The 13,334-nt window shown below is 41.2% G+C and carries 6 protein-coding genes; all 6 read left to right on the top strand.

The genetic code is table 11. The features are described from left to right. Nucleotides 1-353 precede the first annotated feature (353 nt). The 6 genes from FNW02_RS35660 (at nt 354) to FNW02_RS35635 (ending at nt 13,237) form a co-directional block, all read left to right on the top strand. Nucleotides 354-3,299: a helicase-related protein gene (locus FNW02_RS35660; RefSeq protein ID WP_191762211.1), complete on the top strand. Its 2,946-nt coding sequence runs from the start codon at nt 354-356 to the stop codon at nt 3,297-3,299. A gap of 297 nt (nt 3,300-3,596) precedes the next feature. Continuing rightward, nucleotides 3,597-7,508, top strand: a complete 3,912-nt coding sequence (locus tag FNW02_RS35655; RefSeq protein ID WP_191762210.1) for an Eco57I restriction-modification methylase domain-containing protein — start codon at nt 3,597-3,599, stop codon at nt 7,506-7,508. Nucleotides 7,509-7,518: 10 nt separating this feature from the next. Continuing rightward, nucleotides 7,519-8,301, top strand: coding sequence for an Rpn family recombination-promoting nuclease/putative transposase (locus tag FNW02_RS35650; protein WP_191762209.1), 783 nt, complete (start codon nt 7,519-7,521; stop codon nt 8,299-8,301). A 79-nt stretch (nt 8,302-8,380) separates the two neighbouring features. Next, nucleotides 8,381-8,554, top strand: coding sequence for a DUF2887 domain-containing protein (locus tag FNW02_RS35645; protein WP_191762208.1), 174 nt, complete (start codon nt 8,381-8,383; stop codon nt 8,552-8,554). Nucleotides 8,555-8,960: 406 nt separating this feature from the next. After that, entirely contained in the window at nt 8,961-9,386 is a 426-nt protein-coding gene (locus tag FNW02_RS35640) for a DUF2887 domain-containing protein (protein ID WP_191762207.1), read from the top strand. A 503-nt stretch (nt 9,387-9,889) separates the two neighbouring features. After that, on the top strand, nt 9,890-13,237 hold the full coding sequence (locus FNW02_RS35635) for a DEAD/DEAH box helicase (protein ID WP_225226191.1): 3,348 nt from the start codon (nt 9,890-9,892) through the stop codon (nt 13,235-13,237). Nucleotides 13,238-13,334: the final 97 nt, after the last annotated feature.

The following is a 13,334-nucleotide window of genomic DNA, read 5'->3' as shown; positions in this document are numbered from 1 at the left end:
TGCGACACGCTGCGCGAACGAGCGTCGGCAACCTCCGCCTTGGGGTGGCTCCCCATGAGCGACTGGCGTGGGTTAGGGGGGATCAACAAGTGCAAAGATACAGCCAACCACTTTTCAAACAACCTCTTACTGCGATCGCAGTAATTATTACTTGCTCTTAGTCAAAAGCAGAAATTTTATCAAAAGTGATTTATTTACGTAATCTTACTACTTACATTGTACTTAAGCGTACTTTACAACAGAAAAGACTTGTGAGCATACTACTTGCTTGCTCACAAGTATTAATTCAGTAATTACTACTACGTTTACTAATTAATCTGCTGCCAAATTTTCAATACTAATATAGGCTAACAATGGTGCAAACTGTGAACCCTTCACCCGGTTCTATAGTCACCTGTCGCAGTCGGCAATGGGTGGTACTACCTTCAGAAAACCAGGATGTTATTCGGTTACGACCGCTTTCTGGAAATGAAGACGAAATAGCTGGTATTTATCAACAACTTTTACAAGAAAAGCTAGAGAGCATTCAATCAGCCACATTTCCTTTACCTCAAGCTAATAGCGTACAAGACCATGCAGCTGCACTTTTACTTATGGATGCTGCACGTCTTTTACTCCGTAGCGGTGCGGGGCCATTTCGCTGTTTAGGACGGTTATCATTGTGTCCCCGTCCCTACCAGTTAGTTCCTTTATTGATGGCGTTGAAGTTAGAGACAGTAAAATTACTGATAGCTGATGATGTAGGTATTGGTAAGACCATCGAAGCTGGATTAATAGCTCGTGAGTTGCTAGACCGAAGTGAGGTCAAGCGAATTGCAGTGCTGTGTCCACCGCACTTGTGTGACCAATGGCAGCAGGAATTACGGGAAAAGTTTCATATTGATGCCGTGGTAGTACGTTCTGGTACAGCTTCTAAATTAGAGCGGAATATACCAAATAATGACAGTGTTTTTAGTTATTATCGTCACCTAATTGTGAGCTTGGACTATGCCAAAGCAGAACGTCGGCGTGCTAGTTTTATAACTCACTGCCCCGATTTAGTGATTGTAGATGAGGCTCACACTTGCGCTCGTCCAAATAAAACAACTACGTCGCAGCAGCAGCGCCACCAGCTAATTACAGAAATTGCCCAAAAACAAGAACAACATTTACTGTTACTTACAGCTACTCCTCATAGTGGGATTGAAGAGTCTTTCTTGTCACTACTAGGGTTACTGAAACCAGAATTTGAGCATTTCAATCTCAATAGCTTAACTGACAAACAACGAGACAACTTAGCCAATCATTTCGTTCAGCGCAGACGAGCGGATGTCAAGGTTTGGCTAGGGAACGAAACTCCTTTTCCCGAACGAGAGTCAAGCGAGGAGCCATACAAGTTATCAAAAGAATACAAAGAATTATTTGATGAAGTCTATGATTTTGCCCGTGGTCTAGTGAAAACGACTACGGCGGACATGACTCATGCTCAACGTCGGGGAAGATACTGGTCGGCCTTGGCTTTGATTCGCTGTGTTATGTCTTCACCTGCGGCGGCGATCGCTACATTAAATCGCCAAGTTGGTAAATCAGGCGATGCCTTCTCTTTCAGAGATGCTACCGCGAACGGCAACCCTAATAGGGAACGCTTACTCAATGATTTAGACGAAGACTTGATGAGTTCTTATGTCCACGATCCCACAGAGCAGGAACAAGCAGTTGATGCATCGCCAACTGTAGTAATCGAACAGGGACAGCAAAGCTATAAGGACGCAGATAAACGCAAGTTAAAAGCTTTTGTGCAAGCAGCAGAAAAGTTGCAAGGTGGCAAAGACCAAAAACTGCAATCATGCATCGCTACGGTAGAATCTCTGCTCAAAGACGAGATGAACCCGATTATTTGGTGTCGGTATATTGCTACTGCAAATTATGTAGCTGATGCTCTCAGACAAAAGTTACAGAAGAAAGGTAGTGAGCAGCGCATTGGGCGGGTTTCCCGACTTGAAGCGACTGCGAACCCGCAGGGACAAATTCGGGTAATTGCCATTACTGGGGAACTTTCAGAGGATGAGCGGGAAATCCGCCTAGAAGAGTTAAAATCTTATCCCCAACGAGTGCTAGTTGCTACAGATTGTTTGAGTGAAGGGGTAAACCTGCAAACACATTTCAGTGGTGTCATTCACTACGATTTACCCTGGAACCCTAACCGCCTAGAGCAACGCGAAGGACGTATAGATAGATATGGACAAACTGCCAGTAAGGTGAAAGCTTGCTTACTTTATGGTCGGGATAATCCCGTTGATGGCGCAGTTTTGGATGTTTTGATTCGTAAAGCTGTGCAGATTCACAAGTCTTTAGGGATTACTGTTCCCGTACCAATGGAAAGCACGACTGTAGCAGAAGCAGTATTTAAATCCCTGTTTGAACATAGTACTGAGGCTATCCAGTTATCGCTGTTTGAGTTTCAAGAAGAATCTGCGGTTGATAAAGTTCATAAGAATTGGGACAACGCACTAGAACGGGAAAAAATCAATCGCACTCGCTTTGCTCAACGTGCTATTAAACCAGAGCAAGTAGAACAGGAGTTGATTGACTCTGACCAGATTTTAGGTAATGAGCAGGATGTAGAGCGGTTTGTTTTGTCGGCGTGCGATCGCATTTCTTGTTCTTTAATCAAGAAAAAACAGGGATGGTTACTCTCACAACCACCAGATTTTCTCAAGTCAACGATAGAGGATAAGTCGCGTTTACTCTCATTTACCACCCCTGCACCAGAAGGCGTGGAATACGTAGGGCGGAATCACTCTTTGGTAGAAGGTTTAGCGCAGTACATCTTAGAAGATGCACTTTCCTATAGAACTGAACCGATCGCAGCACGATGCGGCTTTACTACAACTAATGCTGTACAAAAACGCACGACTTTGCTGTTAGTAAGGTTACGGCATTTGTTAGATAGTTCTAAGCGTAGTACAGAAACCAGAAATACCACACTACTAGCGGAAGAATGTGCGGTTATCGGCTTTAGAGGTTCGCCTTCTAGCCCTAATTGGTTGTCGCCGTTAGAAGCAACTTCATTACTGCAACAGGCCAAGCCTGTTAGTGATGTTGGTAAAGCTATCAAGCAGGTGGAAATTGCTGATTTACTCGAAAGGCTAGAAGAACTCCAACCAGATTTGGAAAAGTTTGCAGGACAAAGAGCAGAAGAACTTTTACAAAGCCATAGGCGCGTCAGAGTAATGACCCAAGAAGGTCGAATTCGCGTTACTCCGCAATTGCCAATGGATATTCTCGGCCTTTTCATTCTCCAACCCGGACGCAAGTAAAAAGCTGGTTGTAGTAGCTCGGTACTACAACCAGCCATTAATTTTTTATTCTTAGAGGATGTTTGAAAAGTCCTCTTGTCGGTATCAAAAGTTCTAGATCCCCCAACCCCCTTCAAAAGGGGGCATTCGATTCCGGTTCCCCCCTTTTTAAGGGGAGCCAGCGCGGTCTTCTCCCAAAGGGAGAGGCTAGCGCCAAGGGGGTTTCCCCCATGAGCGACTGGCGTGGGTTAGGGGGGATCTAAAAGTGCCTAAAGTCACAGCGAAACACTTTTCAAACACCCTCTTAATTCTCTAAATATGAAAACTACATTAACTGCGCTTCAAATTGAAGGAAATTTACTGGCTCCAGATATGACTGCCCAAATGTTAGAAGGCAGCATCAAAGGACAATTACCAGAAGACTTTGGTTTTAATAAAACTGACAAGCTAGCAGATGAAATTGCTACTGCCTGGGGCGATGCTAAAGCATACTGGGCAGCATTCCAAAGAGCATTGGCAAGACTAGATAAAAATAACTCGGCTACAAGTATTACCCGTGAATTATGGGTAGTGCCACTACTACAGAGTTTAGGTTATGAACCTGTATATATTGCCACAGCCGAAGTAGTAGAGGATAAAACTTATGCAATTTCCCACCGTGCGGAACCGGGAGAAAATAAACCACCTATCCACATTATTGGTTGTCGGCTAGAAGTTGATAAACGTCCTCCCAGTGGAATGCCCAGGTTATCAGCACACGCACTGGTGCAGGAGTATCTTAACAAGACAGAGCATCTGTGGGCGATCGCAACCAATGGTTTTCGTTGGAGGTTACTGCGTGATTCTTCGTTGATGACTCGCCTTACTTATGTTGAATTTGACTTAGAGCAAATTCTCAACGGTGAGAACTTTGCTGAGTTTGGGCTATTTTATCGCCTGTTTCACCGTTCCCGCTTGCCTGTAGGTATCGATGATGCAGACAAGTGTTTGCTGGAATATTATCACCAAGAAGCACTGCAACATGGGGGACGAGTACGCGAGAAACTGCGCGATGGGGTTGAAAAAGCTTTAGTTCAGCTAGGTAACGGCTTCATCCAACATCCTCAAAACGAACACTTGCGTCAAAAGTTAGGAATTACTCCACACTACGAAACAGAAATTACAAGTTACGAATTCTATCGCCAATTATTGCGATTAATTTATCGCCTATTGTTTTTAATGGTGGCAGAATCCCGCAATTTATTATTAATTGGAGATGATTTAGAGAAAGCGCGAATCTACCGAGAATATTACAGTATTGAACGACTGCGAGAGTTAGCAGAACGCCCCCATTGGCGGCGGGAAGGTTTTCAAGATTTATGGCAAGGTTTGCGAGTGACTTTTTTGCTGTTTGATGAAAACTGGCGCGGGGAAGTACTTGGTTTATCTCCCCTCAATGGAGATTTATTTGGTTCCGAAACTCTGTCAGCTTTAGATAATTGTGCGATTGATAATTATGATTTACTCGTAGCTATTCGTCAGTTGTCACTGTATCAAGATAAATTCCAGATACGACGGGTGAATTATGAATTCCTAGATGTGGAAGAATTAGGAAGCGTGTATGAAAGTCTCCTTGATTTTCACCCAGAAATCACTCCTAATAATTACGTTAGCGTAGCGGTAGCGAGTCCGCGAGCGTCATTACGAACTTGTGCTGAGCGCAGTCGAAGTATTACGAATTACGAATTAAAATTGGTGTTTGGTAGTGACAGAAAAACTACTGGTTCTTATTATACGCCACCCCAGCTTGTACAACAACTTATCAAAACTGCACTTGAACCTGTAATTGAAGAAAAACTTCGCAATTTAGAAAACAATCATCAATTAGAAAAAGCACTCCTGAGTTTAAAAGTCTGTGACCCTGCTTGCGGTTCGGGACATTTTCTTTTAGCAGCAGCAAGACGTATTGGTAAAGAATTAGCCAAAGTTCGTACTGGTGAAGCTGAACCAGGTAGTCAACCTTTAAAGTTAGCGATTAGAGATGTAATTCAAAATTGTATTTATGGGGTAGATTTAAATCCGTTAGCAGTTGATTTATGTAAAGTAGCATTATGGATTGAAGGCTTCCCTGGTAAATTACCACTTAGCTTTTTAGACCACAGAATTAAGTGTGGTAATTCTTTGGTGGGAGTGTTGGATTTAGATTGTCTGCAAGATGGGATTCCTGATGAAGCTTATAAAGCGGTGACTGGTGATGATAAGAAATTATCTACTCAGTTTAAGAAGCGGAATAAGAAAGAGCGGGAGATAGATAACCAAGGACAATTATCAATATTTGGAAGTTTAGAAACCGAACGTACACACTACGCAGAAAGTGCGCGGGAGTTAGGAGATATTGCTGAAGCTACACCGCAACAAGTGAAAGAAAAGCAAGCGCGATATCAGCAAACTCGTAATGATTCGGGATGGTGGCGAGATTATTCAGCGTGTAATTTGTGGACTGCGGCATTTTTTATGCCATTGACTGAACAGAATTTGCAATTGTTACCGACGACGGCGGTGTTAACTCAGCTTTTGCGGGGAAATTTATCAACAAAAAATATAGTAGATGCAGCAAATAAGTTGGCTGAAGAAAAACACTTTTTTCACTGGTGCTTAGAGTTTCCTGAAGTATTTGAGCAAGGTGGTTTTAATTGTGTTTTAGGAAATCCACCTTGGGAACGGATTAAGTTACAAGAAAAAGAGTTTTTTGCTTCTCAAAATGCTGAAATTGCTAATGCTTTAAATAAAGCAGCGCGGGAAAAGTTGATTAAGGAATTACCAAAGAAAAATCTTGAGTTAGCAAAAGCTTTTGAAAATGCGAAACATGATGCTGAGGCGCAAAGTAAGTTTATCCGCGAGTCGAGTAGATTTCCGTTGACTGCGGTGGGAGATATCAATACTTATGCTGTATTTGCTGAGACTACGAGAAAGTTAATTTCATTGGATGGAAGAGTTGGGGTGATTGTTCCTACAGGAATTGCAACTGATGACACTTGTAAAAAGTTTTTTGGAGATTTGACGCAAAAACAAGCTTTAGCAAGTTTGTATGATTTTGAAAATCGAGAAGGCTTATTTGCTGCTGTAGATAGCCGGATGAAATTTTCACTACTGGCTATTAGTGGTAAACCAATCAAACGCGGTAACTTTGCATTTTTCTTGACTCAACCTAAACAGTTAGATAATAAAGCGCGTCTGTTTCAGCTTACACCCCAAGATATTGCTTTAATTAATCCTAATACGCTCACTTGTCCAATTTTTAGAACTAGCCAAGATGCTGAATTAACAAAGAAATTTTATCAGCATATTCCGGTTTTGGAAAATGAAAAAACAGGTAGCAACCCTTGGGGTATTTTGTTCATGCGAATGTTTGATATGGCGAATGATAGCGGCTTGTTTAAAAATGAGGCTGGGGATGGTTTAGTTCCGCTTTATGAAGCGAAGATGTTTCACCAATTCACTCACCGTTGGGCGACTTATACAGATAGTGGTGATACTCGTGATTTGACTGATGAGGAAAAGGGTAATGCGTCTTTTTCTGTTCAACCTCGTTATTGGGTGAGTCGGGTTGAGGTGGAAAATAAGTTGGCTGGGAAGTGGGATAAAGATTGGCTTTTGGATTTTAGGAGTATTTGTAGATCAACTGATGAACGTACTGCTATTTTTAGTTTATTACCTAAAATTGCTGTAGGACATAAAGCACCACTTGTTTTAATTAATATAAAATTTATCTCATTAATTGGTTGCCTCTTAGCTAATTTAAATTCATTAGTATTTGATTTCGTAACTAGACAAAAAATGGGTGGAACTGACTTTAGTTACTTCATCCTCAAGCAACTTCCCGTTCTTCCCCCAGAAGCATACACCCCAGAAGATATTAAATTTATCAGCACTCGTGTACTCGAATTAGTCTACACCGCTTGGGATATGCAACCCTTCGCCAAAGACATGGGATACGACGGCGAACCATTCATTTGGAACAGCAACAGACGTGCATTATTAAGAGCAGAATTAGACGCATATTACGCCAAACTCTACGGACTCACCCGTGATGAATTGCGATATATTCTCGACCCTGCTGATGTCTACGGCGAAGACTTCCCCAGTGAAACATTCCGCGTTTTAAAGAACAACGAAATTAAGCAATTTGGTGAATACCGCACCCAAAGATTAGTGCTGGAAGCATGGGATAGAATAATTCGTAATTCGTAATTCGTAATTTATGAAAATAGATGCAATTTTCTACGAGATATTTAAAGAATTTCCCAACATCTTTTTTGAAATTATTGGTAAACCAGATACTAACATTAATATCTATGAGTTTATCGCCCCAGAAATTAAACAAAAAAGTTTCCGATTAGATGGGGTATTTTCTCCCCTCGAAGAATTCACTAATGAAGCACTGTACTTTATCGAGGTTCAGTTTTACAAAGATGAAGAATTTTATGACCGACTGTTTACCAGTATATTCCTTTACTTCACCCAATATCAGCCACCCAACCCTGATTGGTTCGCAATACTTATCTATGACAAGCGCAGCAATGAACGTACCTATCCCCAACGTTATCGTTCTTTATTAGAACCCCATCTACGTCGCTTTTACCTAGATGAACTTGACGACGTACCAGATGATTATTTGAAAATGGGAATTGTACGCTTAGTTGTAGAAAGTGAAAATAAAGCCGAAGAATTAGCCAAAACCCTAATTAATAAAGCAAAGGAGGAATTGACAGACACTCTCACCCAAAGAAAAGTTCTAGAATTTATAGAGACAATCGTAGTCTACAAGTTTCCGAATTTAAGCCGCGAGGAGATAGAAACCATGCTGAACCTAAACTTGCTGAAAGAAACTAGAGTTTATCAAGAAGCGAAAGAAGAAGGAAAACTAGAAACAAAATTGGAAATGATACCTATTTTGCTGGAGCTAGGATTAAGTATTCAACAAATTTCTGAACGTTTAGAACTAGAAGTGGAGGAAGTAAGGAAAGTTGTACAAGAGATATAAAAAAATAAACAATTGGCGTACAACAATATCTAAGATTTATTTAATAAATCTTGGATGTGTAATGTAATTTTTACATAATATGAAAACAGATGCAATTTTCTACGAACTCATTAGAGAACTACCGCAAATATTTTTTGAACTGATTGGTAAACCCGAAACAAACACCGAAATTTATAAATTTACTGCACCAGAGATTAAACAGCAATCTTTTCGTTTAGATGGTTTATTTTCCACTCTCTCAGAAGGTGTTTGAAAAGTGTTTCGCTGTGACTTTAGGCACTTTTAGATCCCCCCTAACCCCCCTTAAAAAGGGGGGAACCGGAATTAAAGTCCCCCTTAGAAAGGGGGATTTAGGGGGATCTAGAACGTTTTGCTACCAACAAGAGGACTTTTCAAACATCCTCTTAGAACTAAAAGCGGAGGAAGTAAGGAAAGTTGTACAAGAGATGTAAAAAAATAAATAATTGGCGTACAACAATATCTAAAATTTATTTAATAAATCTTGGATGTGTAATGTAATTTTTACGTAATATTAGGCACTTTTAGATCCCCCCTAACCCCCCTTAAAAAGGGGGGAACCGGAATTAAAGTCCCACTTAGAAAGGGGGGAACCGGAATCGAATGCCCCCTTTTGAAGGGGGTTGGGGGATCTAGAACTTTTGATACCGACAAGAGGATTTTTCAAACATCCTCTAAATGAACTTAGCAATGAAACAGATGACTTTATAGAGATAGGAATTGCAAAACTATTTGTAGAAACCTCCAGAAAAACTCCTGCTACTGCTAAAAAACTTATCAGCCAAGCAAGACAAGAGTTAACTGATGAAAACCTCCGCTTGAGAGTGCTAGCATTTATCCAAACCGTTGTAGTCTACAAATTCCCAGATATGAGCTTGGAGGAAATAGAAACCACGCTGAATTTAGGTGAAGATATAGAAAAAACTGCTTTTTATCAAAGTATTCTCAAAAGAACTAAGTTAGAAGTTGTACCAATCTTGCTGGAAGCCGGATTAAGTATTCAACAAATCGCCGAACGTTTAAAAATAGATGTGGAAGAAGTGAGAAAGATTGCTGAAGAACAATAAATTATGAGTTACGCTTTGGCAGGAAAGACGAAATATGGAGATTTGAAAAACCACATCTGTTGTAGGGGCACAGCATTGCTCATTGGTGTCAACTTAACGTGAAAGCCTAGTCTGATAATCATTTCAAAGTTTTTCGATGTACCACCTAGATTTGAGATCCCCCCTAACCCCCCTTTCCAAGGGGGGAATTAGAATCGAATGCCCCCTTTTGAAGAGGGTTGGGGGATCTGAAACGACGGGAAATTGAGTGTTTGAGCTTAAGTTGACACGTATGAGCATTGCTGTGCCCCTACAGCGCGGGTCTATTTACCATCAAAGAATGATTAATAAAAACCTGAAACAACGTATTTACGTGGACACACAACATGATTATTTTGTACAGTGCGTAAGTCCTACAAATATTGGATTACCCAATATTGCAACAGAAACTATAGGTAGTGCGTTAGCGCAGGAACGCACCATACATATTCAAAATTTATGTGACTTTTATTTTTTAAAAAATTATGGCGATCACTGTAAAGTTAAATGAATTAATACAGCAACCTGAGAATGCTATTTTATCTATTAGCACTCTCTTAGGTCAGAAATTAGCATTAATAGATTGTTCGGGCGTAGTAGCTGTTAATCAAGAACAATTAAGCTTTTTATTTACAGCTATCCCTGAAACTTGGGATTTAACCGAAATTAAAGAAGTTTTCGATTTCTCTACCATTACCCCAACTTTTAACCACCAACTTCAAGAATGGATTAACCAACGCTTAGGACAATCTACAACTAACCCCCCAATTACGAATTACGTTAGCGTAGCGGGGCGAAGTCCATTACAAATTACGAATTATCTCGATATTTTCAACTTCCGCAACGAAGTAATAGGCGATTATCGTCGCTATATAGAAAGCTTCCTGAAAATCCGCGACTCCAAGGTTAAAGAATTTGTAGACGCAGAATTAGATAAAGGACAACTCTGGACTGACCCTCTAGTTCAACTGAATCCCAGCTATAAAAAAGGTGCGACAGTCAAGGAGTTAATAAAACAGCAAACCCTTCATCCAGACAGCGAAAACTACTTCTGCAAAAAAGACGGTACACCTTTTACTTTCCATTACCATCAAAAGCAAGCATTTGAAACCGCACAACGCCAAGAACCCTACGTTGTCACCACTGGAACAGGTTCCGGTAAAAGCATGACTTACGTTGTGCCTATCTTCGATGATTTACTACGTAATCCCGAAATTTCAGGAGTTAGGGCAATATTGGTTTATCCCATGAATGCCTTAATTAATTCCCAAAAAGAAGAACTCGATAAATTTTTACGCCAAGTTCCTAACACTCACATTCGCGTCGAACAATACACCGGGCAAGAAAGTTTAACTAGAAAAACTGAAATTCAAAACAACCCACCCCACATTTTACTTACTAACTACGTGATGCTAGAGTTAATGCTCTCACGCACTCACGAAAATAAATTGGTAGAGTCTGCTAATTTAAAATTCCTGGTACTCGATGAATTACATACCTATCGAGGGCGACAAGGTGCAGATGTTGCCATCTTAATCCGCAAACTCCGGCAACGTAGCAAAAGTAATGACAAATTGCTCTGCATTGGCACTAGCGCCACGATGTCAACAGTCGGTTCGCGCGAACAACGCCGTCAGGTGGTGGCAGATGTCGCCAGCAAATTATTTGGTATAGAAATAAAAGCCAGCAATGTTATTGATGAAACTTTAGAACGTTCAATTCAGCGTTCTATACTCACCACGGACAAACTGCGTGAAAGTATTTCTGAAGGTTTACCAAATGAATCAGAACAAACCCTAGATAATTTTAAGCAACACCCCCTCAGTTATTGGATTGAGATGAACTTTGGCTTAGAAGACAAAGAAGGGCATCTTGTCCGCCGCCAACCTATTACCCTTCAAGAAGGTGCAGAGAAACTAGCCTCTGAGTCTAGTGACATTGTAAACGCAGACGAAGAAGCATTCAAACGTTACTATGAACAATGCTTAACCATCCTCAAACAAATGTTTCTTTGGGGAAGCAAAACAAAAGGACTCGCCTTTCGCCTGCATCAATTCATTTCCCAAGGGGGTAGCGTTTACGCCACGATTGAAAATCGAGAGAAACGCCTTCTCACCCTTGAAGGTCAGTATAAAACTACCGAAGACCGCCTACTATATCCTCTCGTTTTTTGCCGGGAATGTGGACAGGATTACTATGTCGTCCGCTATAACAGCGATAAAGGAATCGTATTACCGCAATTACCTACAGCCTTAGACACTCCTGAAGATGAAGATATTAAAGAAGGCTATCTTACCTTAGATGAACCAGAACTTTGGGCTGAAAGCGATGAAGATAGGCTTCCTGATAACTGGTTCTCTGAAACTAAAAGGCAAGGACGAGTCGCTAAAAAAGACTATAGGCGATTTATTCCTTTAAAAATTAGAGTCCTAGCGAATGGCAAAATTGCTAACTCTGCATTGCAAGGAACAGCCTGTTGGTTTATTCCTAAACCCTTTCTTACCTGTCTTAACTGTGGTGTAGTACATGACAGGAAGCCCAAAGAATTTGCTAAACTCTCCCGTCTCAGCAGTGAAGGACGTAGTACAGCTACCACTCTGCTTTGTCTTTCTACCGTTAGTCGCCTTAAGCCAATTTTCACTGGAGAAAAAGCTAAGGCTGCCAAAATTCTGAGCTTTACCGATAACCGCCAGGATGCCTCATTACAAGCAGGTCATTTCAACGACTTTGTGCAAACCAGCTTCTTACGGGCAGCACTTTTAGGCGCACTTCAGGCAAAAGGAGAACTTACCCATAGCGAATTAGCCAGTGTCGTTGTCCAGCAGATGGGACTGTCTCAAAGTGATTACGCCGAACAGCCTGCTGAATATGGTAGAGGCAAACAACGCAACGAAGAAATATTTCGCAAATTGATTGAATACCGTCTTTACGAAGATTTACGTAGAGGATGGCGGATTGTTCAACCCAATCTCGAACAGTGTGGACTGCTGGTAATTGAATATGACGGCTTGCAGGAAGCCTGCACTGACAATGCCCTTTGGCAAAAATACCGCCATCAAGTCTTACTGCAAGCGACACCTGAAGAACGTTTCATTGCAGCCCAAACCTTGCTTAACCTGTTACGGCGTTCATTGGCAATCAATGCACCACTGTTGCAACAAGAAAAGCGAGAACAACTTAAAAGTGAAGTTATTCCAGTCATTAAACAAACCTGGGCTTTTGATGAAAACGAACAGTTACATCAAGCAACCTGGGCAACTACAGCTAGTGGCAATAATGAGAAAGCCAAACTTAAGCTGACATCCAGAAGTCAAATTGGCAGGTTTTTGCGATCGCCGGAGGCGTGGCGTAGCCATTCGCCTAACGCTTGGTCATTGCGGAGTCAACTTTTAACAGACCAAGAATACACCAGTTTAATCAGTACCTTAATTAATGCCTTGTGTGATGCTGGCTTTTTATACCAACAAAAATCAGAGGTACAGCTACAAATTAGTTGTCTATTGTGGAAAGCTACAACACTCAGCGAAATTCCTTTTGACCCTCTAACATCCCGACGCTTACAAGGCAACGAAAAAACTAAAATCCTTGTTAACAGCTTTTTCAAAGAATTCTATCAAACCAACGCCCGGCAAATCCAAACAATGGAAGGGCGAGAACATACAGGACAGGTAAGCAGCAAAGACCGCCAAGAACGAGAAGATAAATTCCGCCAAGGGCAATTAGCTGCATTATTCTGTTCCCCCACGATGGAATTAGGGATAGACATTTCCGACCTCAGCGTTGTCCATCTGCGGAATGTTCCCCCTAGTAGTCTGCCAAGGCAATTTTGCTAGGTTAAATGCTCGGATATAAACGCTGCATTTTTTTACGTGCATCCTTGGTTTTAAAACCCCAATAGACGCTGGCTTTTTTTTGATTGCGTTCTTTCTC

The sequence above is a fragment of the Komarekiella delphini-convector SJRDD-AB1 genome, from assembly GCF_014831675.1.
Classification (GTDB): domain Bacteria; phylum Cyanobacteriota; class Cyanobacteriia; order Cyanobacteriales; family Nostocaceae; genus Komarekiella.
This window is presented reverse-complemented; position numbering and strand designations above follow the sequence as displayed.

What these genes read in the sequence shown, in the direction of transcription:
- FNW02_RS35660 (WP_191762211.1), top strand. Translation starts at nt 354, where the DNA reads ATGGTGCAAACTGTGAACCCTTCACCCGGTTCTATAGTCACCTGTCGC.
- FNW02_RS35655 (WP_191762210.1), top strand. Translation starts at nt 3,597, where the DNA reads ATGAAAACTACATTAACTGCGCTTCAAATTGAAGGAAATTTACTGGCT.
- FNW02_RS35650 (WP_191762209.1), top strand. Translation starts at nt 7,519, where the DNA reads ATGAAAATAGATGCAATTTTCTACGAGATATTTAAAGAATTTCCCAAC.
- FNW02_RS35645 (WP_191762208.1), top strand. Translation starts at nt 8,381, where the DNA reads ATGAAAACAGATGCAATTTTCTACGAACTCATTAGAGAACTACCGCAA.
- FNW02_RS35635 (WP_225226191.1), top strand. Translation starts at nt 9,890, where the DNA reads ATGGCGATCACTGTAAAGTTAAATGAATTAATACAGCAACCTGAGAAT.